Annotated in this window: 22 protein-coding genes; 7 read left to right on the top strand and 15 right to left on the bottom strand. The window is 46.1% G+C overall.

Annotated elements, in window-relative coordinates:
- Positions 1-29 precede the first annotated feature (29 nt).
- The 6 genes from KW844_RS02210 to KW844_RS02185 form a co-directional block, all read right to left on the bottom strand.
- Positions 30-404 (bottom strand): LysM peptidoglycan-binding domain-containing protein, encoded by a 375-nt coding sequence (locus KW844_RS02210; RefSeq protein WP_218375067.1) that lies wholly within the window; start codon positions 402-404, stop codon positions 30-32.
- A 20-nt stretch (positions 405-424) separates the two neighbouring features.
- Complete coding sequence (locus KW844_RS02205) at positions 425-910, bottom strand: BON domain-containing protein (RefSeq protein WP_218375066.1); 486 nt, start codon at positions 908-910, stop codon at positions 425-427.
- Between the two features lie 247 nt (positions 911-1157).
- Positions 1158-2561: a rhodanese-like domain-containing protein gene (locus tag KW844_RS02200; protein ID WP_218375065.1), complete on the bottom strand. Its 1404-nt coding sequence runs from the start codon at positions 2559-2561 to the stop codon at positions 1158-1160.
- A gap of 144 nt (positions 2562-2705) precedes the next feature.
- Positions 2706-3065, bottom strand: coding sequence for a helix-turn-helix transcriptional regulator (locus tag KW844_RS02195; protein WP_073084462.1), 360 nt, complete (start codon positions 3063-3065; stop codon positions 2706-2708).
- 213 nt (positions 3066-3278) lie between these two features.
- Positions 3279-3956, bottom strand: coding sequence for a tRNA (adenosine(37)-N6)-threonylcarbamoyltransferase complex dimerization subunit type 1 TsaB (gene tsaB, locus KW844_RS02190; RefSeq protein WP_218375064.1), 678 nt, complete (start codon positions 3954-3956; stop codon positions 3279-3281).
- Between the two features lie 3 nt (positions 3957-3959).
- Positions 3960-4622 (bottom strand): 3-hydroxyacyl-CoA dehydrogenase family protein, encoded by a 663-nt coding sequence (locus tag KW844_RS02185; protein ID WP_218375063.1) that lies wholly within the window; start codon positions 4620-4622, stop codon positions 3960-3962.
- 99 nt (positions 4623-4721) lie between these two features.
- Between KW844_RS02185 and KW844_RS02180 the strand changes: the two genes are divergently transcribed.
- Complete coding sequence (locus tag KW844_RS02180; RefSeq protein WP_218375062.1) at positions 4722-5102, top strand: RidA family protein; 381 nt, start codon at positions 4722-4724, stop codon at positions 5100-5102.
- A gap of 74 nt (positions 5103-5176) precedes the next feature.
- On the opposite strand, the gene KW844_RS02175 is transcribed toward KW844_RS02180, so the two are convergent.
- The 4 genes from KW844_RS02175 to KW844_RS02160 all read right to left on the bottom strand — a co-directional run bounded on the left by KW844_RS02175 (position 5177) and on the right by KW844_RS02160 (position 10201).
- The gene (locus tag KW844_RS02175; protein WP_218375061.1) at positions 5177-6847 is read right to left on the bottom strand and encodes a murein L,D-transpeptidase; all 1671 of its coding nucleotides are present in this window, start codon (positions 6845-6847) and stop codon (positions 5177-5179) included.
- Positions 6848-7040: 193 nt separating this feature from the next.
- Positions 7041-8591 (bottom strand): Rne/Rng family ribonuclease, encoded by a 1551-nt coding sequence (locus KW844_RS02170; protein WP_218375060.1) that lies wholly within the window; start codon positions 8589-8591, stop codon positions 7041-7043.
- A gap of 454 nt (positions 8592-9045) precedes the next feature.
- Entirely contained in the window at positions 9046-9888 is an 843-nt protein-coding gene (locus KW844_RS02165; RefSeq protein ID WP_218375059.1) for a tetratricopeptide repeat protein, read from the bottom strand.
- Between the two features lie 25 nt (positions 9889-9913).
- Entirely contained in the window at positions 9914-10201 is a 288-nt protein-coding gene (locus KW844_RS02160; protein ID WP_073084475.1) for an HU family DNA-binding protein, read from the bottom strand.
- Between the two features lie 221 nt (positions 10202-10422).
- Between KW844_RS02160 and mutY the strand changes: the two genes are divergently transcribed.
- From mutY to KW844_RS02130, 6 genes are all read left to right on the top strand, one after another.
- Entirely contained in the window at positions 10423-11496 is a 1074-nt protein-coding gene (gene mutY / locus KW844_RS02155; RefSeq protein WP_218375058.1) for an A/G-specific adenine glycosylase, read from the top strand.
- Positions 11497-11615: 119 nt separating this feature from the next.
- Entirely contained in the window at positions 11616-12077 is a 462-nt protein-coding gene (locus KW844_RS02150) for a single-stranded DNA-binding protein (RefSeq protein WP_218375057.1), read from the top strand.
- A gap of 145 nt (positions 12078-12222) precedes the next feature.
- Positions 12223-13566, top strand: a complete 1344-nt coding sequence (gene gldE / locus KW844_RS02145; protein ID WP_255578115.1) for a gliding motility-associated protein GldE — start codon at positions 12223-12225, stop codon at positions 13564-13566.
- A gap of 21 nt (positions 13567-13587) precedes the next feature.
- Positions 13588-14187: a gliding motility lipoprotein GldD gene (gldD, locus tag KW844_RS02140; protein WP_218375056.1), complete on the top strand. Its 600-nt coding sequence runs from the start codon at positions 13588-13590 to the stop codon at positions 14185-14187.
- 76 nt (positions 14188-14263) lie between these two features.
- A complete protein-coding gene (locus KW844_RS02135) occupies positions 14264-14833 on the top strand; it encodes a DUF3109 family protein (RefSeq protein WP_218375055.1) in 570 nt (189 codons plus the stop codon).
- A gap of 67 nt (positions 14834-14900) precedes the next feature.
- On the top strand, positions 14901-16274 hold the full coding sequence (locus KW844_RS02130; RefSeq protein WP_218375054.1) for a LutB/LldF family L-lactate oxidation iron-sulfur protein: 1374 nt from the start codon (positions 14901-14903) through the stop codon (positions 16272-16274).
- Position 16275: 1 nt separating this feature from the next.
- On the opposite strand, the gene KW844_RS02125 is transcribed toward KW844_RS02130, so the two are convergent.
- The 5 genes from KW844_RS02125 to carB form a co-directional block, all read right to left on the bottom strand.
- A complete protein-coding gene (locus KW844_RS02125; protein WP_218375053.1) occupies positions 16276-17319 on the bottom strand; it encodes a hypothetical protein in 1044 nt (347 codons plus the stop codon).
- Positions 17312-17863, bottom strand: coding sequence for an RNA polymerase sigma factor (locus KW844_RS02120; RefSeq protein ID WP_218375052.1), 552 nt, complete (start codon positions 17861-17863; stop codon positions 17312-17314). Before KW844_RS02120 ends, KW844_RS02125 begins: the two co-directional genes overlap by 8 nt.
- A gap of 179 nt (positions 17864-18042) precedes the next feature.
- Positions 18043-19557: a bifunctional phosphoribosylaminoimidazolecarboxamide formyltransferase/IMP cyclohydrolase gene (gene purH / locus KW844_RS02115; RefSeq protein WP_218375051.1), complete on the bottom strand. Its 1515-nt coding sequence runs from the start codon at positions 19555-19557 to the stop codon at positions 18043-18045.
- Between the two features lie 12 nt (positions 19558-19569).
- Positions 19570-21492 carry a ComEC/Rec2 family competence protein gene (locus KW844_RS02110; RefSeq protein WP_218375050.1) on the bottom strand — a complete coding sequence of 641 codons (1923 nt, stop codon included), beginning with the start codon at positions 21490-21492 and terminating at the stop codon, positions 19570-19572.
- A 731-nt stretch (positions 21493-22223) separates the two neighbouring features.
- On the bottom strand, positions 22224-25043 hold the full coding sequence (gene carB / locus KW844_RS02105) for a carbamoyl-phosphate synthase large subunit (protein ID WP_218375049.1): 2820 nt from the start codon (positions 25041-25043) through the stop codon (positions 22224-22226).
- Positions 25044-25095: the final 52 nt, after the last annotated feature.

Here is a 25095-nt window from a genome sequence, read left to right as displayed (position 1 = left end):
GGCACCCTTTGCTGTTTTAGGGAAAAAGTTTAAGAAGGAATCTTCAACTTCTGCCCCGGATGAATCAAATTCGGATCTTTGATCTGATCTTTATTTGCCTCAAAAATATCTTTCCAGGATACCCCCGGATAATTTTTCGCAATCTTACTCAGGTTATCGCCTGATTTTACCTCGTAGATTTTTTCTTCTGCGGCTGCATCGGTGGCTTTAAGATTCATCACCACGTCCGCGGAGCGCATTTCAGGGTCCAGTTTCTCGTAGATATCCCACAGCTGGTCTTTTACAGCGGCTGAAGTAGTGCCGTCAATGTAGAGCACATTATCCTGCTCTCTAACCTGCAGATCAGCAACACCGGCTGTTTTAGCCTGGTTTATCAGTTCCTGGTATTTGTCCTGTAAACTCATGACAAGAAGGATTTAAAGGGTTATTTAACTTTGATGTTATTCACTACTTTCTTAGGCCTGGACTCCTGTGCAGTGCGTACAATTTTTTGGAGGTCAGCTTTAGAGGCGGTGCCTTCCAGTGTAACTACGCCATCCAGAATAGTAACGGAGATACCTGAAAATCCTGCTGCTGCGTAGGCGGAGTCCAGAGAGCGTTTCAGCAGATCGTCGGGATTAATGACTACTGGTGCCGGCGCCGGTTCCGGTGCTTTCACCATAATTTTGTTGTCAACAGATTTTACGCCTTTCACATCTTTGAGTGCATCTTCCGCAGCAGCACGTGCTGCCTCATCTGATACCTCGCCGGAAAGGGTAACTACTCCGTTTTTTACATCTGCAGAAATGCCGGGGATGACACTTAGTTTTTCATTCGCTGCCTGTTGAATTTTGCTGTCAGAAGGTTTGCAGGCAAACATAAATACGCCCATGGATATGATCAGGGCAACAAGTAAGGATTTTCTCTTCATGACTGGGTGTTTTAGCCATAGAAGTTAAGGATAAACGCCCGAATGGACAATTTTTTCCGGCTATAACTTATTGTAAATCACATACAGACATGATGTTAAATTATCATGTTATTTTTTATTAAAATATAAAGCGCCAACAAATTTTCTTTCAGGCCTTCGACCCGAAAGAAAATTGGGGTTCAGCCGTCGCCGGTGGCGACGAATGAACCCCTTAAAGAGCAAGCTCCAAATATTATCAGGAAAGTTTTTAGTTCAGCGCAGGTTTTTCCTTCACTACTACCAATCCTTTTTCATCTTTCATTTTGGCATAACCGCCCTCTACGTTGCGGATATTGTGGATACCTTCTCTTTTCAGGAGGGAGCAGGCAATGATGCTGCGGTAGCCACCCTGGCAGTGTACATAGAAGTTCAGGTTATCTTCCATATCGGCCAGGTTACCCGGGTCTTTCATATCTACCAGGGAGAGGTTTACGGCATCTTTGATGTGTCCGCTCGCATATTCAGCGGGCTTACGAACGTCCATTATCACGAGGTTTTCGTCGTGCGGAAGGTCCATGGCCAGTTCATCTGGTTCTACGGTGATGATCAGGTCTTTCTGCTCACCGGCAGCTTCCCAGGCAGGGAACCCGTTTTGCAGGTAGCCAACCACGTTTTCGAAACCTACGCGCGCCATTCTCACAACTGTTTCCTCTTCTTTACCAGCAGGGGTAACCAGCACGATGTCCTGATCAAACGGGAGGAGACTACCTGCCCATTCTGCAAAGCGGCCTTCCAGACCGATGCTCACGGAACCAGGTACGAAACCGTCGCCAAATTCAGTGGCGGGGCGGGTATCCAGGATCAGTGCTCCGGCAGCAGCTTTCGCTTTCAGCCCGGCAGGCGTGAGTGGCTGCATGGCTTTTTCCATAACGGCAGTCAGCGCATCATAACCTTCCTTATTGATTTTAGCATTGATCGGGAAGTAAGAAGGAGGCGTAGAAAGGCCTGTTGTTACTTCTTCAATAAATTTAGCTTTATCGGTAGCCAGCAGCGCATAGTTGCTTTCTTTCTGTTCACCAATGGTGCTGTAGGTGTTAGGACCCAGGTTTTTGCCACAGGCAGAGCCAGGACCATGTGCCGGATAAACGATCACGTTATCAGGCAGCGCTTTGATCACATTGTTCAGCGATTCGAACAACATGCCTGCCAGCTCTTCTTTGGTAAGGTTGCCACTGAACAAATCCGGGCGACCCACATCTCCCACAAACAACGTATCGCCGGTAAACAAGGCATACGGTTGCTGCTGTGCATCAAGCAACAGGTAGCAGGTTGATTCCAGGGTATGACCAGGCGTGTGCAGCACTTTAAGTGTGAGCTCACCGATCTTGAATTCCTCGTTGTTTTTGGCAATATATGCGTTGAAGTTAGTAACCGCATCCGGACCGAAAACTATTTTAGCTCCCGTGGCTTTCGCCAGCTCCAGGTGGCCGGATACAAAGTCAGCATGAAAGTGCGTTTCAAAAATGTATTCAATGGTTGCGTTACGTTCTTTTGCCAGCTCCAGGTACACTTCAATATCCCGCAGCGGATCTATTACTACCGCTACCCCATTGGATTCAATGAAGTATGCCGCTTCTGATAAGCAGTTGGTGTATAATTGCTTTACGAACATGGTTTTTGATTTTCACAAATTTACGAATTATATGGCTGGCGTAGGTATGGATAAAATCTATACCAAAATAAAAAAGTAGCCGCATGCGGCTACTTTTTTATATAATTTTCTCTGCATAACTGGCGTGGCAGCTACACGGGATTATTAACCTACGAGTTCTTCCACAAACTTAGCCACTTCAGCAATACGTTGCTTGTTGATAGTGTAGTGAATGAACTTACCATCTCTTTCTGTAATTACGATGCCTGCTCGCCTTAAAATTGCGAGATGCTGTGATGCTACCGATTGTTCCAGACGCAATTTCACATAAATCTCAGTCACAGTCATTTTTTTATGATCCTCCAGCAGCTTAATCATCTGCTGGCGCAGCTTATGGTTGATAGCACGCAAAACCATAGCGGCTTTTTTAACGGCAATGTAATCCAATTTGATCTGGTCTTTTTCATTGTTACCTCTAGAAATAATAAGAGTATTAGAAGAGGTAGTTAATAATGTTTTTTCCATCGCATAATAGTTTTAAAAAATGATGAAATGAAAGGGATCAACGGACAGTACACACAAACAGTTAGACAACAATTGTGGTTATCGATTTATACAAAAATATAATATCTGTCACAATAAAAAAAATTTCTATACCTTATTTTTTCATATATATCCGTCAGATACGTGCAAAAAAGATGTAATTTGACAGAAACGTGACAGAATCACACGTCCGTGCTATGCTTTTTTTGGAAAAAAGAACGGTTTCAGGTAAAAAGGACTAAAATAGGCGAGGTCAGCAAAGGATTTAGCCGCATAGGCGGCCTCTGATAACAGTGACATATCACCGGCGTTCATCTCATATTCAGCAAACGCGGCATTATCCTGCGAATTCAGCAACTGGCGCCACTTTGGGCTACCATCTCCAAAGAAAATAACTTTATGCTGAGCTAACAGATCTTTATAAGAATTTTCATCCAGAATCAGTGCCTGTGGCGGCAATACCTCCACTAACCGGCTGGTATATACGCCGGTAAATACTTCCATACGGCGGGCATCCAGCATAGGACAATACAATGCGTTTGCATCCCGCTGCTGTAAAACCATTCCCTCCGCCATCATTTGCAACGTAGACACCGCTATCAGCGGCTTCTCCCAGGCATAGCACAAGCCTTTGGCAGTAGCTACTCCCACACGTAAACCCGTATACGAACCAGGGCCGGCACTTACTGCAATCGCATCTACCGCAGCAGGACTGACACCCTGCTCCTGTAGTAACTGCTGAATAAATAATACCATCGTAGCTGCATGATCGCGCTGCTCCTCACTGGCCAGGGTCTGTATCACTTTACCATCGCGGGCCAGACTCACAGACCCTCTTACTGTTGCAGTATCGATATTTATTATCAGTGCCATATTCTAAATTGCTTCGTATTCGGTTTCTAATAAGGCAGCTACTTCAAACCGGCCATCATTGGCACTTTCCTGCACTGCCTTCAACACTTCATATACATTTTTAACGCCAATGCGCTCACACCATTCAAATGGTCCTAACGGATAATTAGTACCCAGTTTCATGGAGATGTCAATGTCATGGCGGGAAGCCGTTCCTTCCTCCGCTGTCAGGTACGCTTCATTGATGATCATACATACTACACGCGGCGTAACCAATCCTACAGCATCCCCTACCACGGCGTATTCCCAGCCAAGCTGGTACATGATATTATCCAGGCGGCTGAATTGAGTTTCCTCCAGCACAGCCACTTCTGTTACCGGCATGGTAATAAAGCCGGGCAACAGGTTACATCCCATGATATTGAATCCTTGCTCAAACGCAGTATGGCTCATGGTTTCAGCCAACGATACCTTTACCGTACATGCCAGCACAGGCACTTCCGGATTACGTGCATATATGGCTGCGTTGGAAAGCCGGTCGTCAAACAGGGCATCAATCACCAGATCGAATGCCTTTACTGACAACACATCTTCCAGGTTAGTTTTCCACTGTACATTATTTTTCCCCAGTCCTTTCTCCTGCAACTCTTCATACCGCTGGGCGTCTGCAATTACCAGGATATTCATGTGTAAAATTTCAGCAAACCTAATAAAGAATCATTAAATATGATGCAACTCCCTGTGTGCCACTGGCGTTGAACCTATTTATTTTATACTTTCGCCTTCATGGAAAAGCAAATCATTAATACCCAAAATGCCCCTGCTCCTATCGGGCCATATAACCAGGCAGTGAAAGCTGGTAACACACTGTATATTTCCGGTCAGATCGCGCTGAATCCTGCTACCGGCGAATTGGTAAAAAGCGGTGTAGTGGACGAAACTCACCTTGTGATGAAGAACCTGCAGGCTATCCTTACGGAAGCAGGCATGAGCTTCGATAACGTGGTAAAAAGCACCATTTTTATTACAGATATGAACACCTTTGCGCAGATCAATGAGGTATACGGTAGTTACTTCACCGGCTCCTATCCTGCGCGCGAAACCGTGCAGGTATCAGCGTTGCCAAAGGGTGTGAATGTGGAAATTTCAGTGATTGCTGTCTTATAAGAAAAAGTCCCTTCCGCCTTCGGCGGAAGGGACTTTTTTTATTCCAGAGACCCAAGGTCTCTGGAATAAAAAAACTAGTTATTTCCAAATAAAGTCGCCGCCAGCTTGGCATCGTGGCCGTATACATCGTCTCTGAAATTCAGCCGCCCGTCGCTATCCACAAAAGCCGTGAAATACCCGATAAACACCGGCACTTTCTCTTTCAGCGTTACATATTTTTCTTTCCCTGCATTCATGGCATCGTCAATTTTCTTTTCTGTCCAGGAAGAGTCGTTTCTCAACAACCACATGGCCAGGTGCTTAGGTTCTTCCACCCTGATACAACCGTGGCTGAACGAACGTTTGTCTCTCTCAAATAAATACTTGGCAGGGGTATCATGCAGGTAAATATTGTACTCATTCGGGAACAGGAATTTAACCTTACCCAGGGAGTTTTTACCACCAGGCCGCTGACGTACGATATACGGGAAATTCCTGCCGGAGTACTTACTCCAGTTGATGGAACCCGGTGAAATTGCTTTGCCACTGGCCCCTACAATTTCCATGTTTTGTCGGGCAAGGTACGCACCACCACTACGTTTGATACCGGGCAGCACTTCTTTGGAAAGTATACCGGGAGGCACGTTCCAATATGGACTGAACACTACGTATCTCAGTTCGTTGCTGAAGATAACGGTATTTGCGCCGGGTGTTCCCACCACTACGTTACAGCTCCAGTCCAGCTTCCCATCCTTGTATACATGCATTTTAAACTCTGGAACGTTAACCAGGATATAAGTTTTAGGTGGTTCAACGGCTACCCAGCGAAGGCGTTCCATGTTCAGCAGCACCTGCCTGATACGCTGTGCTATAGGCACGTTGAGGGATTTAATAATAGCGGGAGATATTAAACCATCGTCTTTAAGGCCCATACGGATCTGGTAGTTTCGTACAGCCGTGTCCGTGGCAGCATCAAAAACGCCGGAGCTATCGTGACCTGGCAGGTCACCGTAGGCTTGCAGTCTCACTTTCACCGCAGCTATCAGCGCAGAGGAATCACCTTTTTTCAGGTTTTTTGGGGGAGATGGCAAGGTATCCCATTTCACGTGTTCGTTGACTACGGCGAGCTGTTTCAGTCGCTCGCGCAGCATTTTATATTGTGGATTTACCGGGGCGTTGGTTTCAATATTCCCTGATCCGGTGATCATGGAATCGAGCAGACTGCTCATATCCAGCTTTTTGCGGGGGATAAACCATTCCAGGTCTTTGGCATTATCGCTGGTAAGGCCTCCCCATACTTTGTTGCCGTAGCTGAAAAACTGGGAGGTCAGCATCATTTCCACGCGTGGGATTTCGCTCACGTTGGCGTTGAGGCTGGAATCGCTCAGCTCCAGGGTATCGATGAGCATACGCAGTTCAGGGGTATTTACAGCGCTGTCTTTAATACCGAAGGCTGCGTCAGTTTTCATCATATTAATGAAATTACCGGCCTGTTCAGTAAGTCCTTCTTTGTTGATCCAGGCGTAGTGATAATTCCGCTCACTGTAGAAATTTTTGATGAATTCCGCGTAGGGCTGGTAGTTAGGATGTGCGGCGATGAAGGTATTGAGCTGGTTGCTGTCGAGCGTACGCTCAATATATTCTTCCTTGCTATAGTGCACGGTATCCCTGGCTTTCAGGCGTTTGCGCTGGCCACTGTTCTGTTGACAGGCTGCAAAGGCGAGGGTAAACAGCAGGGCCATTGAGGTATAAAAACGTAGATTCATATGAGTTATGGATGTGGTTCTATGAATAAGCATGGCAATTCCGATGCCTGAATAACGGGGTGATCGATTGCGTAAATGTATGAAATTAACCGAGTTAAAGCTTCCGGGAGGTGCATGTTATAAAAATTTAAAGGGAGATGTAACGGCTACTTGTTACATCTCCCTTTAATAACTTATTGGTGCATCTGATTGTTTAGAGCTTGATCTCTTCTTCATTGGAATCGAAGAAGCGGTATTCTGTGAGGTGATAATTAGCGTCCGCTTTTACTTTGATCCATTTCTTTAGCTGGAAGTACCATTTCCACTGTTTGGAAGTGAGGAATCCTTTGGTGAGGTAAGCAAAGAGGATTGGGTGAACGTGAATGCTCAGTCCTTTGTGCTGGTGATTGATCAGGTATTGCAGGTTTTTCTCTATATCCTCCAGGATTAGCATGGAGGCGCCTATTTTACCGGTTCCTTTACAGGTAGGGCAATCTTCGGCTACGGAGATGGTCACTTCAGGTTTCACGCGCTGGCGTGTAATCTGCATGAGTCCGAACTTGGAAATAGGCAGAATGGTGTGCTTGGCCCGGTCGAGCTGCATGAATTTCTCCATTGCTTCAAAAACTGTCTTTTTATTTTCAGGCAGTTTCATATCAATGAAGTCGATGATGATGATCCCTCCGAGGTCGCGCAGGCGGAGCTGTCGGGCTATTTCAGCGGCGGCTTCCAGGTTGGATGCGAGGGCATTTTGTTCCTGGTTGTTGCTGGATGATTTATAACCGCTGTTCACATCGATTACGTGCAGGGCTTCAGTGGCTTCGATAATGAGGTAAACGCCGGAGTCGAGGTTTACGGTTTTACCGAAGGAGGCTTTCACCTGGCGGGTGATACCGAAGTTATCGAAGATAGGCGAGCCGTTATTGTAGTAGTCTACAATATTTTGTTTTTCCGGTGCTATTTTCTGGATATACGTTTTGGTATCGGTATATATGTTCTTATCGTTTATTACGATCCTATTGAAGCTCTCGTTGAGGAGGTCGCGCAGAATGCTGGTGGTTTTAGCCTGTTCGCTGAGTATTTTCTGCGGTGCCTGTCCACCTTTGAGGTTAGACTGGATATTTTTCCAGGTTTCAACCAGGGTGGTGAGGTCTTCATGTAGTTCTGCCGTTTTCTTTCCTTCGGCGGCTGTGCGTACGATAACGCCGAAATTGGGAGGCTTGATGGCTTCCACAATTTTCTGCAGTCTTTTTCTTTCTTCGGAAGAGTGGATTTTTTTAGAAACCGCTACAATATCATTAAAGGGTGTTAACACGATAAACCTTCCGGGTAGAGAAATTTCGCAGCTCAGGCGCGGGCCTTTGGAAGAAATTGGTTCTTTGAGGATCTGAACGAGTAGATTGGGTTTACCGCCCAAAACGTCAGTAATTTTACCGGTCTTAACTATTTCCGGTTCATTTTTAAATTTAGTAAAATCAAACCCTTCTGGTGTTTTATCGCCGAGAGCTTGTTGCGTAAATTTAAGAATGGAGCGGATATAGGGGCTTAGATCCGTGTAATGTAGAAAGGCGTCTTTTTCGAAGCCTACGTCGACAAATGCAGCATTTAAGCCGGGAATCAGCTTTTTAACCTTGCCCAGGTACAAATCGCCTACTGCGAAGTTAGGATTTCCGCTTTCGTGGTGTAATTCTACTAACTTTTTATCTTCCAGTAAGGCTATTTCTACCCCTGTCGGAGCCGCATTTATAATAAGTTCCTTATTCAAGCGTCCAAAATTTTAACCTTTAAAACTTCACCTTTTAGACTATGCACACGACTGTATATAACAGCTAGCTGCATACCAGATTATAGCTGACTATAAAGTTAGCTTATTTCGTCACGTACGTGATGGATTGCTTAAGGGTTCAGCGATCACTGCAGGTAGTATCCGGAGAATCAGTTGCGGGATCTATGGAAAACAACCTGCATGACTTTAGCAATTTAACAATTAAAGCTAAAATCATGCAGGATATATGAAAATTTTTATCCGATCGCCGCGCCGGGTTAAGAATACCTGTTTAGTATAAATGGCGGGAAACTGGAGTAATTATTTCTTACCTTTTTTATGCCGGTTCTTTCTCAGTCTTTTTTTACGCTTGTGAGTGGCAATTTTATGTCTTTTTCTTTTCTTACCGCAAGGCATACGCTAATACGTTTTTAGATGATTGAAAAAATAAATATTATTGAATACTTTTGATATAACTATCTACTTCTTTCTTCAGTTCCGGATCGTCCATGAACTGTTTGCTTTTCTCAAACAATTCGATTGCTTTCTTATTGTCTCCCTTGCTTCTGTAGGATTCAGCCAGTACAAAGATGACCTTTGCATTGTCCGGATGCCTTTGCATAACACCTTCCAGCCTTTCAATAGCTTTATCATATTGTCCGGATGTAATGGCAAGGTTCGCTAATGTAACCTGTGCATCAATATTATCCGGGTGTTTTGCCACTACTTCCCTGAGGTTAGCTACGCCTTTCATTGGTTCGCCACTGTTCATGTAAACCATGGCCTGTGACATTTTGAGCGTATCATTCTCCGGGCTGAGGGCAATAGCTGCATCAAACAATTGGATTGCCTGATCAGCTTCCCACTTAGCAACTGCGGGGTTGTCCGCATGCTGCAGATGAGTTAAAAATAAATTGGCTGCAAAGGTGAGGCTTTTTTCGGAATTTTCCAACTTAGCTGCTTCACCGAGATAATAAGCAGCCACCGGGGCCTCGTTGAGTGAGTCCCACGCGTTGTACAATGCCTTAAATGCGGCTATCTGCTGGGTCTTTACGTCCCCACGCACCACATTTGTTTCAATCGTGTTTACTTGAAGAAGCTTTTCAGCGGGAATACGCTTCTTAGCTGCATCGAGCAGCTCAGAAAACGCAATAGGGGCCACTTCCTGTCCGCCCTGGTTAGGAGCAGCAGTTGACATAGCTTTCTTGTCCGGTTTGGGTACCGTACGGCCAAAGGCATATAATACCACCAATAACGCTACAGCAGCACCAATAAGGAGAACTTGTGATTTTCGCATGGCCTAAATGAATTAGGCTGCGAAATTAAGAACTTTTAAGCTTCTTTACCTCAGCAACAAATTCTTTCGAAGGTTTGAATGCAGGAATAAAGTGCTCAGGGATCTCCACAGCAACGTTCTTCTTGATGTTGCGGCCAATCTTGGCGGCTCTTTTCTTGGTGATAAAACTGCCAAACCCCCGGATGTAAATGTGTTCGCCGTTTGCAAGTGCTTCTTTCACTTCCTTGAACATAGCTTCTAGCGTTACTAACACATCTACCTTGGGGATGCCGGTTTTTTCAGCAATGTTGTTAATTAAATCAGCTTTTCTCATATAAAAGCGAGAGGATTACTTTACTCTCAAAGTTAATTTAAAATTTTTAATTGCTGAATTTTAAGCAAATAAATTTTATTATTTTTTCTTATACCTCGATTGGCGATTATTTCTATTTATTTGCATCCCTGGAAAGGGTCATCAGATTTGCCTTCATAGGGTTTTCAGGCCTTCGTTTGCCATATCAATATACTAAATAATTTTATTAAAATAATATATAAATGCGTGCCGCCCGACTTTTTTTTACCGAGAAATTACTGGATTGGAACCTGGAACTTAACAATCGCTCCATGCCATGGAAAGGTGAAAAAGACCCCTACCGCATCTGGCTGTCGGAAATAATCCTTCAGCAAACCCGCGTGGAACAAGGCTGGCCCTACTACGAACGATTCATCGCCAGCTATCCCACCGTATCAGATCTCGCAGCAGCCAACGATGAAGAAGTATTCCGCCTCTGGCAGGGACTCGGCTATTATGCCCGCTGTAAAAATATGCTGGCCGCCGCCCGGGAAATTCAACAAACCTATCATGGTCAGTTTCCCAATACCCACGACCAGATAAAAGCCCTCAAAGGCATTGGCCCCTACACCGCCGCAGCCATCGTCTCCTTCGCCTTTAACCTCCCCCATGCAGTGCTCGACGGGAACGTATTCCGCGTACTCTCCCGCTTCTTCGGCATCGATACCCCTATCGACAGCACCGCCGGCAAAAAGGAATTCACCGAACTGGCCCAGGAGCTACTCCCAAAAGATAAGGCAGCCACTTATAACCAGGCACTTATGGACTTCGGCGCGGTCGTATGCAAACCCCAGCTGCCCGAATGCAACTCCTGCCCTCTTCAGAAAAAATGCGTAGCCTACCACCAACAACTCATTTCCCTGCTACCGGTAAAAACCAAAAAACTCCAGATCAAAAAAAGATATTTCAACTATATAATCGCCTCCTGGAAGGACAAAGTATACATCAGAAAACGTACAGCAGACGATATCTGGCAAAATCTACATGAATTCGTACTTATAGAGTCCACCGAAGCGGCAGACAGTACCCAGCTGCTCGCAGGAACCGATTTTCACCAGCTCTTTGGTACCGCCCATTACGAGATCACCCGCATCTCCAAACAATTCAAACAACAACTTACCCATCAAACCATTCATAGTCAATTCATTAACATAGAACTGACCCAACCAGTGGATATTCCCGGTTACCAACTAACCCCGACGGTTACACTGGATAACCTGGCATTCCCCAAAACGATTACCACCTTCCTGCAATCCAAAACAGGCCTGCTTTTATAAGACACTGCGAAGAATATTTTTTTTTTGAATTCCGATTGTAAAAAAATATTAACTTTAGTAAGGTTGTTTATTTATTAAAAGAAGAACTTTTTATCAATAGACTAAAAAAACCTACAACTATGAGAGGTGTTAATAAAGTTATCTTGATTGGCAATTTAGGCAGGGACCCGGATGTACAGTTTTTGGAAGGAAATATTGCCGTGGCCAAATTTTCGTTAGCTACCACAGAAACATTCAAAGACAGGGCAGGTAAACTCATCAGTCAAACAGAATGGCATACCGTGGTTTTATGGCGTGGACTCGCTGAATTAGCACAGAAGTACCTGCACAAAGGGAGCCTGGTCTATATTGAGGGTCGCCTGCGTACCCGCAGCTGGGAGGATAAGGAAGGCAACAAAAAATTTGCTACCGAAGTTGTAGGAGATAACCTGGTTATGCTCGATAAACGCATGGACCTCAACAGCACCGATCACCCCGTACCTCACCATAGCAGCTCAGGTTCCACCTCTGGAGAAAATTTCCCCAATAACATGGAAATTCCCCCTTCCCTGAACGAACCCGCAGACGATCTGCCTTTTTAAGTTATATTAAAAAAGTTTAAGTTTTCATCAGGACGTAATCCCGTAATCGGACATTACTTATATTTGCGTGCATGGAAAATTCCCAGTCAGGAAACACTGCCCGAATTTTCTCTATTTTTGATTCGTTACATCAAAGCTGTAAAACTTGGATATCACTCCGGCAAGCAACATATCCTATCTCTTACAAACCAACAGCGTCATCGCTACACCTAACGTCGTGGTGTTTTCGCTGGTGATTTTTGTACTACTATTACTCACCTTTATTGTTGCAGGTGCAGAAGTCGCGTTTTTTTCCCTGAACTACAAGGATCTTAACGTATTGAAAACCAGACAGAATGCCTCCGGCAAACTCATCACCAAGATGCTGGAAAAACCAAAATCACTACTGGCATCCCTTCAGACCGCCGGAATAGTGCTGGCCACCGCATTCATTCTCACCACCAACTTCCTCATCACACAAATGGAAGACCTGCAAACCCTGCCGGTAGTATCCTACGTGGTGCGCATCTCCATCATTGCCTTTATACTCCTGTTTTTTGGCCAGATACTCCCCAGAGTATGGGCCGCCCAAAACAATATACGCTTCGCCACCTATTTCGCCTGGTTTGTAAGCATCGTACACGCTACACTCGAGCCTGTCAGCGATTTCTTCGTGTCCATGAGCGGCAGCATAGAAGATAAATTCTTCCACCGCGGCGCCGGCCCTGTCAACTACCAGGAAATCGACCAGGCCATCGAAATGAGCGTGGACCCAACCGCCTCCCAGGAAGAAAAAAATATCCTGAAAGGCATTCTCAAATTCGGCAACATCACCGTAAAACAGATTATGCGTGGCCGACTCGATGTCAATGGCATCCAGTATGAACAAAGCTTCTCTGACGTAGTAGCCCGCGTGGCCGACCTCCACTATTCCAGATTACCGGTATACAAAGGCAACCTGGATAATATTGTGGGAGTTATCCACACCAAAGACCTCCTGCCCCACCTTGACAAAGACAATACCTTTGACTGGCACGAAGTGATGCGCCAGCCTTTTTTTGTTCACGGACACAAACTGATTGAAGACCTCCTGAGTGAGTTCCAGAGCAGAAGAATGCACTTTGCCGTAGTAGTGGATGAATTTGGCGGTACCTCCGGTATCGTTACACTGGAAGATATCATGGAAGAAGTAATCGGCGATATCAAAGATGAATTCGACGAAGAAGAATTCAACTACAGCAAAGTCGATAACTTCACCTACGTATTCGAAGGTAAAACCATGCTCAACGACGTTTGCCGCATCATCAACATCCCGGCCGATACCTTTGAAACCGTAAAAGGTGAAAGCGACTCTCTCGGCGGATTAATACTGGAACTCTCCGGAAAATTTCCTGATGAAAACAGCGTTATAAGCTACAGCAACTTTGATTTTACTGTACTGGAAGTTAATAAAATGCGCATCCAGAAAGTACAGGTAACCATCAGGCCCGATGCTGGAGAACAAGCATAGCCTTTAACGTACAATCGACCAATGCCAAACAAAAACCATGCATGGGTACTTTTCCTGGCAATGATACTTGCCTTTAATGCCTGTGATACCGCCTATACTCCCAAGCCCAGAGGCTACTTCCAGATTGGTTTCCCGGAAAGGAAATACAAAACCTTTGATCAGCCAGGATACCCGTATACCTTCGAATATCCGGAATATGCGACCATCATAAAGGATACCTCCTTTTTTGGGGATAAACCGGAAAATCCTTACTGGATCAATATCGAATTTCCCGGCCTCAACGGCAAAATATACCTCAGCTACAAGATCATCGGACAAGGAAATAATAACCTGCAAAAGCTGGTAGATGATGCTTTTAAAATGACTTATAAGCACACCTACAAAGCAGAATACATCGATGAAAACGCAATCAGCACACCATTTAACGTATATGGCACCTTTTACCAGGTAGGCGGCAACGCCGCCAGCGCCCAGCAGTTTTTTGTGACTGACTCTACCAGCCACTTCCTCCGCGGCGCCCTGTATTTTGATGCTGCACCAAATGCCGACTCCCTCGCACCTGTTAATAAATTCCTGAACGAAGACATGCTCCAGCTCGTAAAATCACTCCGCTGGCGCTAAAAAAGCACACAAATTCCCGTAACTTTGGGTCTGAAACTAAAACTCGCTGTATCACCATACAGTCGTACCATACCCAATGATTATTATCGACGATAAGTACATTAGTGACGAAGTAATTGAAGAGCAATTCGTATGCAACCTGTCGGCCTGCAAAGGCGCCTGTTGTGTAGCGGGCGACTGTGGCGCGCCCCTCGATAAAACTGAAGTGAAAATACTGAAGAAAATTTACCCAAAAATAAAGTCCTACCTGCGCCCCGAAGGAATCCGTGAAATTGAACATACCGGCACAAACACTGTTGATAAGGAATACGGTTACGTAACACCTATTATCGAAGGTGGTATCTGCGCGTATGCATCCATTGATGAACACGGTCATGTTGGTTGCGCCATTGAAAAGGCTTACAACGATGGTGTGGTGGACTGGAAAAAACCCGTATCCTGTCACCTCTACCCAATCCGCGTTACTAAATATGAAAGCTTTGAAGCGGTGAATTATGACCGCTGGGATATTTGTAAACCTGCCTGTAAAAACGGAAAAGCTTTACAGGTACCCGTTTATCGCTTTCTAAAAGATGCGTTGATCAGAAAATACGGCACGGAATTTTATGAAGTGCTGGATAAAATTGCTCAGAAGCAATACAAATGAGGAAATTATGAATTCATAATTCCTCCGGTATAAACTATCTTTATTACGCATTTTATCGGATATGCTTATGCACGAAACAGCGTCCACCTTTTTGGAAGAAAGCGAAAAAAAAGCGTCTGATCTAGGTCACCGGCAGACTATCAATTTCAACATAGGAAAATATAATACGGCTGTAAAGGCCGGCAAGCTTCAGTTTACCGACCTGATGGGGGCAAGGGAACGCGCCAAAAATATCAAGTGGCGCGCAATCGAGCACCTGGATAAGCACCTGGAAGAATTTGAGCTGAACATCACCCGGCGTGGCGCAAAGGTGATATGGGCTGAAACGGCCGAGCAGGTACAACAGGAAATCCTTGCCATCTGCAAAGCCAAACAATGCAAAAGCATTGTCAAAAGTAAGTCCATGGCAACGGAGGAAGTACACCTCAACTCCTTCCTGGAATCCAACAACATCGCCTGTGTAGAAACGGATTTGGGAGAATATATCCAGCAGCTCGACGGGGAACCTCCTTACCACATCGTTACACCGGCCATGCACAAAAGCAAGGAAGACGTAGCGCGACTGTTTGCGGAGAAACTGGGTACTGACCCGGGTCTGACACCGGAGCAACTCACTATGGTAGCCCGTGAAAAACTACGCCAAAAGTACCTGGACGCCGAAATCGGCATCACCGGCGCTAACTTTATCATCGCCGATACCGGTTCCATTTGTGTAACAGAAAATGAAGGAAATGCCCGTTTGAGCACGGCCTTTCCTAAAACGCATATTGTGCTGGTGGGTATAGAGAAGGTACTGCCATCTATTACCGACCTCGCACTCTTCTGGCCACTACTTGCCACTTACGGTACCGGCCAGCAGGTAACTGCCTATAACAGTATTTTCAGTGGCCCCCGCCAGGAAGGCGAGATCGATGGTCCTGATGAAATGTATGTGATCCTGATGGATAATGGTCGTACCAACATCCTCCAGGACACTACAGCCAGAGAAAGTTTATACTGTATCCGTTGCGGCTCCTGCCTCAACGCCTGCCCTGTTTACAAAAACATTGGCGGCCACACCTACGGAACTACTTACAGTGGCCCAATCGGCGCTGTGATTACTCCGCACCTGAAGGATATGGGTACTTATATGCACCTAAGCTTTGCCTCTTCTTTATGCGGGAACTGTACCGAGGTATGCCCGGTACGCATCAACCTGCATGAGCTGCTGCTGCACAACAGGCAGAAAGCCGTGGAAGAAAATTATACTTCCGGCAGTGAAAAAATGGCCTGGTTTGCCTGGAAACAAGGCTGCATGAGCAGAAAAATGATGAATATGGCTGGCGGTAAAATGAAAAACTTCCTGCTGAAGCGTTTTTTTTCCAAGAGTTGGGGAGATAACAGGGCGTTACCAGAATTCGCTCCCAAGTCCTTTAATCAGCTCTGGAAGGAAAGAAGATAATTTACGGGGTCCTGCGGAAGAGCAGTCTTACTGATACATTCGCCGGCTGGCCATTGGCAGCAGGTTTCCATTTCGGACCTTCTTTAATAATATTTATAGCTGCCTCAGTGGCGGCTATATTTTTGCCCGTAATTACGTTGATGCTGTCAATGGCTCCATTTGCTTTAACGGTAAACACCATGAATACTTCACTTCCAGCGATTGCGGTGTCAGAAGTAATCGTTTGTTTTAAAAGATATTCCTGGTAGGTTTTAAGGCCATTTTCCGGCTCCGGACCGTTCTCGCCGGTATATACCTCAGCGGCATTTTCGCGGCTAAAAGCCATTCTTTTTGCCCCCCTGCTGGCTAATTCCGCATTATTCTCTTTTGCCATCATTCTGGCACGCTGCGCACGTTGACTATCGTACATAGCCATAGCGGGCGCGGCCTGCGGCGTGTAAGCATCAGCAGCTTTTTTATCATTTGCACCCATGAGGGAGTCCGCCAGGGAAGTTACTTCCTGCTGGGTATCTGCCGTTGCATCATTTGGCGTGCTCATGGCCAGCGCCGGAGTTTCAGCCTGTTTCATGGAGGCTACCGGCGGGGGCACTGTTTTTGCGGTTTCCGGTGCTTTTACCACTTCTTTTGTGACATCTTCTTTTACGGCATCAGCTGGTGAAACTGCCGGTGCTGACTGTTCCCCGGCAGGCTGAGCCGGTACGCCTGCTATCTGCGGCTTCACTGCCGGCTCCCTGAACAGGTACCAGCCACCAGTGGCGAGCAGCAGCAATATGGCTGCGGCAGCCGCATAGCGGTAGTATAAGGGCCGGACCTTCGTTTCCGATGGAGCCACGCGTGCGTTTAGGCGGGCATGAAGCTCATCCAGGTTGAGCTGCTGCTGTGGTGCTACTGTTTCAAAGCCTTCCAGCGCCTCGGCCAGGAACGGATCGTTGAGGGCCTGGCGTTCCAGATCGTGCATAGCTTTGTCATCCAGCTCTCCTGCGAGATACTGGCGAATCAGCGCTGAACTTACTGACTGGTGGTTATATGGCTGTTGATCAGGCATGCTGGTCCATACAATTTTTAAGGTTTCGCTTTCCGTTCTGGATATAGCTTTTCACTTTGTTCATGTCGTAGCCGGTGAGGGCACTCACTTCCCGGTAGCTTTTTTCCTTGAGATAGAAAAGGTCCACACTGCGCTTTTGCTCTTCCGGCAAGGTTTCCAGACATTTTTCCATGGCCTGGAGGTTATCTTCCAGGGAGGTTCCGTTGTCATGATGCCCGATTTCTCCGTTTTCCATAACCAGGTTATCGTCGATAGATACCTGTTTGGATTCTTTGTTTTTCATGGAACGGAGTTTCATGAGGCAGTGATTGCGGGAAAGCACGTGAAGCCAGCTTTTGAAGTTCTGCACCTCGTGGACTTTGAGCTTGTCGATCAGTTCCTCGAAAATCTGCATCACTGCGTCTTTGCTGGCATCTTCATCAAAATATTTAAGACACACCCCGTATACCAGGTTCATGTAACGCTGGTAGAGAGCTGCCAGTACGTCGAGTTTGCCGGAGCGTTTGTACTCCTGAATCAAATCCGCGTCGGTGGCGTCTTTCATTATATTTTGATGAATAAACAACTGATTTATGGGTCTGTTATGGGAGCAATAATAGGATTTAATTCAGGCATAAAAAAGGGGCTGAGTTTTTTACTCAGCCCCTGGGATTTATTTTTTGAATTTCAGACGCAAACTCTTTGGTTTTGCTGGTAGCGTTCCGCGCTGCGGGGAACAGCTGCTTAGTGTCTGAAATGTCTCATACCGGTCATTACCATCACCATGTTGTTCTGTTTAGTGAACTCGATGGAGTCGTTATCACGAACGGAGCCACCTGGCTGAATTACAGCGGTGATACCTGCTTCGTGTGCAATACTTACGCAGTCATTGAATGGGAAGAATGCATCGGAAGCCATCACAGCACCTTTGAGGTCAAAGTTGAACTGTTTGGATTTTTCGATGGCATGGCGGAGGGCATCAATGCGGGAAGTTTGACCACAACCTTTACCCACCAGTTGTTTATCACGAACGAGGGCGATAGCGTTTGATTTCAGGTGTTTGCATACGATGTTGGCAAACTCCAGGTCAGCTCTTTCAGCGGCGTTGGCAGCGCGGGCGCCTACGTCGTTCCATTCTTTATAGTTACCGTTGTCAGCATCCTGCAGCAGTACACCGTTTAATACATTTTTGTAAGTGTATTTAGCTTTTACCGGCTGTTTTTGTTCCAGCAGGATACGGTTTTTCTTAGCCTGCAGCACAGTCAGGGCATCTGCGTCGAAGCCCGGAGCGATCAGAATTTCGAAGAAGATTTCGCTGATGGATTCAGCGGTTTGTTTATCGATTTGTTTGTTGGTAACCAGTACACCACCGAATGCGCTTTCTTTGTCGCCGGCGAGTGCTGCGTCCCATGCTTCCTTAATGGTAGGACGGGAAGCGATACCACAAACGTTGGTATGTTTAATAACAGCGAAAGTAGTTTCAGTGAATTCCTGAATCAGCTGGCAGGCAGCGTCTACGTCCACGATGTTGTTAAAGGAGAGTTCCTTACCATGCAGTTTGTTGAAGGTTTCATCCAGGTTGCCGTAGTAAACGCCGCGCTGGTGAGGGTTTTCGCCGTAGCGGTTTACCTGACCTTCTCTTACAGATACCTGGAAGTAGTCACCTGGCTCGTTGTTGAGGAAGTACTGGGAGATGGCTACGTCGTAGTTAGCACATACTTCAAATGCTTTAGAAGCAAAGTTTCTGCGGTCCTGGATGGAGGTAGCACCGTTGTTTTCGGTCAGTACTTTTTCCAGGTCAGCGTACTGGTCTTTAGATGCAACGATCACTACATCTTTAAAGTTTTTACCGGCTGCGCGGATGAGGGAAACACCACCTATGTCGATTTTCTCAATGATCGCCTGTTCTTCTGAGGTGTTTTTAACCGTTTCTTCGAATGGATACAGGTCTACGATTACCAGGTCAATTTCCGGAATTTCGTATTGTTTCAGCTGTTCCAGGTCCTGTGGATTTTCCCGGCGTGCCAGGATACCTCCGAAAACTTTAGGATGCAGTGTTTTAACGCGGCCGCCCAGGATAGACGGATAAGCAGTTACATCTTCAACCGCTACGCATTTAACGCCCTGCTCTTCTATAAATTTTTGAGTACCACCGGTAGAGTAAATAGTTACACCTTGTTCACCCAATTTTTTAACAATGGTCTCCAGGTTATCTTTATAGAAAACGGAGATCAGCGCTGATTTAATTTGCTTTTGCATGTATGGAAAACATTAGAAATTAATAACATAGGCTCCCTGGTCCGGAACCGAAATGAAGCGCAAAGTTAAGACGTAACAATCATTTTTCCACTGTTCAATCCTCCGCTTACTATTTCCGGTACCAATTACGAGGGTATCAAAGTCGTACAATGCCGCTATTTGCCTAATATCCACAGGGGGATTGCGTGATAATAAAATATAATTTGTTCTGAATTTTTTTACCGGGACGGTATCGGGGAGGCTGGTGGTTACGTTTACCAGCCGCTTGCCATGATGCAACGTATAGTGCTTCAAGTGATATGGCTTACTCACCGGATGCCATTGCAGATATAGCAGTACCAGTAATGTAAAGTTCAGGCAGCAGATCATGGCCAGGCGTGCCTCGCGAAACCGGTGATACCAGTATAGGGCCATGGCTGCCAGCGCGAGATAGAGCAGCACCAGCATGAGCTTATTGCAGGGGATGTTGGTAATGAGAGCCAGCGGCAACTCCCCTATCCATTTAACCAGGAGATCCATGAGCCATATTAAACCGTGCACGCCCCGGCCGAGCCAGCCGGCCAGTAACGGAACCGGTACTACCAGCAGCAATAGTATCTCCCCGTAAATAATTATGGTGGAAAGTGGTACAGCCACCAGGTTGGCCAGCAGGAACCAGGTGGGGAACTGGTGATAATAATACAGACATAGTGGTGTGGTCAGCAATTGCGCCGCCAGGGTGAGCGCTGCCATTTGCCAGAGATAGTCGAGCCATTTGTTTTTACAATGCAGACCGGCATAAATTTTTGGCTGGAAAAGGATAATGCTCAACACCGCCAGGTACGACAACTGAAAACCCGTATCCATCACCAGGTAAGGGTTTACGGCCAGCAGTATGAAAGCTGATGCTGCCAGGGAGTTGAAAATATTGCTCTTCCGGGCCAAAACGAACTGGCCCAGCGTGGTGGCGGTGAACATCACCGCCGCCCGCAGTACAGAGGCAGAAGCTCCTGTTAAAAAGGTAAATCCCCAAAGGAATAGCAGTACCAGCACGGCTTTGAGCAGATCGCCCCGCTGCCCGGCCGGTAGCCAGGATAAGGCCAGTAATAATGACGCATAGAGCAGGGACAGGTGCATGCCGGAAATGGCGATGACGTGTACAATTCCGGTGTTACTGTAATCTTTGACCAGGTCCTTGTCGAGCCCTTGCCTGTCGCCAATCAGCAAGGCTGCTGCCATGCCGGCCTCTGGTCCGGGGCCTACATAGCGGTTAAACGTGGCTGTACAAAATCCGGCGGCCCGGTGCAGAAACAGGCGGATACCATTCACCGGAGCCAGACCTACGGGGTGGTACCCACTAAACGGTATGTAAACCTGGTGATAAATTCCTCTGTCGGCACAATACCGTTGGTAGTCAAAACTACTTTCCGGCTGGTTTCGCATAGGCATGAGCGTATTGTTGGTATACAGCAGGCTCCCCCATCGTATACTGTCTTTTAGTCGCTTGTCGGCATATAGGTTTATTTTTCCTTTCGGGGAGATGATTTGGCCGTTGTGCAGAATGTATTTCAGGTGAGCTACGCCGCTGATGCTGTTTGTTTTCACTTGCGGGGGTTCGGTGATTTCGAGTTGTATGATATCTCCCTGGGTATAAAACTGCGGATAAGATGCAGGGTGATGCAGGAGGTTGGCCATATATAAACGGAACGCCCCTACGAAAAACAGGAAAAGCCAGAGTAGCAGGGCCTGCCAGGCCCGTAGCCGGAATCGCTGATCGGGCCGGAGCCGTTGATATAACCAACTGAAAATCAGCAACGGTATTACCAACAGGAACGCATATACGTTCATATCCAGATAATATTGCAGCAGTATACCTGCAGTAAAGGGTATAATCAATCTGATGAAAGGAGCTGATCCTTTGGCATCAGGACTGGATAAAGTAGATTCAAATAACATCGGTGGGTTAACAGTTTATACATTAAAGTTAGTAATCCGAAGTATGCAGAACCTGAATCAGATGTTAACTAAAACGATTTTTTACAGGGGCATATTAATATATGGGCACTTGAAAATTTTCCTGTCACTGCGTTAATAATGCACCAATGGGTCAAGATTAAAGTTTTCATAAATTACTACCAATCAATATATTTAATATTAATTATTTATTCATCTGTTATTGATTAGTTAACATCTTCTTTAAATATAATATTATTTGTAAACTGCATTACCGGTCACGCTATTTGACTTCTTCTAGAATCAATAGTCGTGTCTTTAATGGTTATTTTGAGGGAAAAGAAGGAGCCTGATCTTTATCAGGCTCTATTTTTTTTAAGGGGAAATCTGATAGTTTTTTAACATCCCGTTTCGGGAGCATCTTATAATACTTTTTTATCCTTTTTTATTTGTTTGCAAAGTGATGCCTTCGGCATCACTTAGAAAGGCCGCGCGGCCATTTCTGTTTAACAATGCAATTACATGACTCCGCAGTCAGGAAGCTTGTGATAAAGCGCAGTTACTGCCGTTTAGCAGGGACTATTTATTCTGCACAGGCATTCCTGGTTATAGGGTTGCTACCGCTATCCTATAACCGTCGCCAGACCAGCCCAAGGGCCTGGTCTGGCGCTGGGTAAAAAAAGAAAGCCCTCCAGCTGATGCTGAAGGGCTTTCCCACTTATTTAAATACCGGATTATTTGCTCAGGTACATGCTTTTCTCTTTGTAGAGCTGTCTGAAGTAAGGATCGCGCAGGTCTTTGATAAAGCGGATAGCTTCACCTGTGGATTTCATTTCAGGTCCGAGCTCTTTGTTTACACCCGGGAACTTGTTGAAGGAGAACACTGGTTCTTTGATAGCAAAGCCGGTCAGTTTTTTCTCAATCGTGAAGTCAGCCAGTTTGTTGGCGCCGATCATCACTTTGGTAGCGATATTCAGGTAAGGAACCTGGTACGCTTTGGCGATGAAAGGAGTAGTACGGGATGCGCGAGGGTTAGCCTCGATCACGTATACATTGCCATCTTTTACTGCAAACTGAATATTGATCAGACCGCGGATATTGAGTGCGCGGGCAATTTTTTCAGCGTAGTACTCCATGGTGGTCACTTCGATTGGAGTCAGGTTGAACGCTGGCAGCAACGCGTGGCTGTCACCACTGTGGATACCGGCAGGCTCAATGTGCTCCATCACGCCCATTACATGGAATTGCTCACCGTCGAAGATACCGTCGATTTCAGCTTCCTGGCAACGATCGAGGAAGTGATCGATCAGAATTTTGTTACCTGGCAGGTGACGCAGCAGGCTCAGTACTGATTCTTCCAGTTCTTCTTCGTTGATCACGATACGCATACGCTGACCACCCAATACATAAGAAGGACGCACCAGTACAGGGTATCCTACTTCTTTGGCTACATCAATCGCATCATCTGTATTGTAAGCGGTACCATACTTAGGATAAGGGATACCGAGTTCTTTCAGCATGTCGGAGAAACGACCACGGTCTTCCGCGATATCCATATTATCAAAGGAAGTACCGATGATTTTGATACCGTTTTCTTCCAGGCGTTTAGCGAGTTTCAGCGCTGTCTGGCCACCCAGCTGTACAATCACCCCTTCTGGTTTTTCCAGTTCGATGATTTCCCACAGGTGCTCCCAGAATACCGGCTCGAAGTACAGTTTATCCGCCATATCGAAATCGGTAGATACTGTTTCAGGGTTACAGTTTACCATGATTGCTTCATAACCGCAATCCTGAATGGCCTGAAGACCGTGCGTACAGCAGTAGTCGAATTCGATACCCTGACCGATCCTGTTTGGACCAGAGCCGAGTACAATGATTTTCTTTTTATCGCTGCTAACCTTGCTTTCGTTTTCAGTATCGAAAGTAGAATAGAAGTAAGGAGTTTTAGCTTCAAACTCTGCTGCGCAGGTATCTACCATTTTATAGGTACGGATGATGCTGTTCTCTTTACGTTTAGCGTAAACTTCTTCTTCTTCGCAGTTACCGAAGAGGATAGCGAGTTGTTTATCGGAGAAGCCCATTTTCTTGGCGTCGCGCAGCATGTCTACCGGAACGCTTTCGAGGTCGTGCTCTGCCAGTTGTTTTTCCAGTGTAACGATATCGTTGATCTGGTGCAGGAACCAGCGGTCGATATAAGTTTGCTGATGGATATGTTTTACAGAAACACCTTCCATGAGTGCATCCTTAATACGGAAGATGCGATCCCAGGTTGGGCGTTTCAGTTTTTCCAGGAGTTGTTCGCCTTTCAGCATGGATTTACCGTAGTAGCCGAGTCCCAGTGCATCGTTCTCGAGGCTCTGGCAGGCTTTCTGCAGCGCTTCAGGGAAAGTACGGCCGATAGCCATTACCTCACCTACTGATTTCATTTGCAGCCCTAAGGTATCATCTGCTCCTTTGAATTTATCGAAGTTCCAGCGTGGCATTTTCACGATTACGTAGTCCAGTGCTGGCTCGAAGAATGCAGAGGTAGTTCTGGTGATCTGGTTTTCCAGTTCATCCAGGGTATAACCGATAGCCAGTTTCGCTGCAATTTTAGCGATAGGGTAACCGGTAGCTTTGGAAGCCAGTGCAGAAGAGCGGCTTACGCGTGGATTGATTTCGATGGCGATCAGCTCTTCGTTTTCCGGATTGAGGGAGAACTGAACGTTACAACCACCGGCGAAGTTGCCGAGGTCGCGCATCATCATCATGGCTTTGTTACGCATGTCCTGGAAAGCGGTATCGCTCAGGGTCATGGCAGGAGCCACTGTGATGGAGTCACCAGTGTGGATACCCATTGGATCCAGGTTTTCCACCGTACAGATGATTACAACGTTGTCGTTTTTGTCGCGCAGCAATTCCAGCTCATATTCTTTCCAACCCAGTACAGCTTTTTCCACCAGGACTTCGTGAATCGGAGAAGCTTTCAGACCACGGTCGAGTGCTTCATCCAGGTCCTCTTTGCTGTGTACAAATCCGCCACCGGTACCACCCAGTGTGAAGGAAGGACGGATTACTAACGGAAATCCGATTTCCTGAGCAAACTCTTTACCTTCCAGGAAGGAGTTAGCCGTTCTGGCAGGCGCAACGGGGATACCCAGTTGTATCATCCACTGGCGGAACTGTTCTCTGTCTTCCGCTTTGTCAATGGCTTTGATATCCACCCCGATCAGGCGTACATTGAATTTTTCCCAGATACCCAGTTCATCCACTTCTTTACAAAGATTCAGCGCAGTCTGCCCACCCATTGTAGGTAATACGGCATCTATCTGGTTTTCTTCCAGGATCTGCTCAATGCTTTCCACGGTCAGTGGCAGCAAATAAACCTTATCGGCCATCATTGGATCTGTCATGATGGTCGCGGGGTTGGAATTAATCAATATCACTTTTATTCCTTCTTCGCGCAGCGAGCGTGCTGCCTGGGAACCGGAATAGTCAAATTCGCAAGCCTGACCAATAATAATAGGACCAGAACCGATAATGAGAACAGATTTGATAGATGTGTCTTTTGGCATTTGTGTAATCTATTGAAAATGAAAAACCAAATTGATCTTTCTGCCATTGATG

It is taken from the genome of Chitinophaga sp. sic0106, from assembly GCF_019219075.1.
Classification (GTDB): Bacteria; Bacteroidota; Bacteroidia; order Chitinophagales; family Chitinophagaceae; genus Chitinophaga.
The sequence above is the reverse complement of the archived record's forward strand: the minus strand, read 5'-3'. Positions and strand labels throughout refer to the sequence as shown.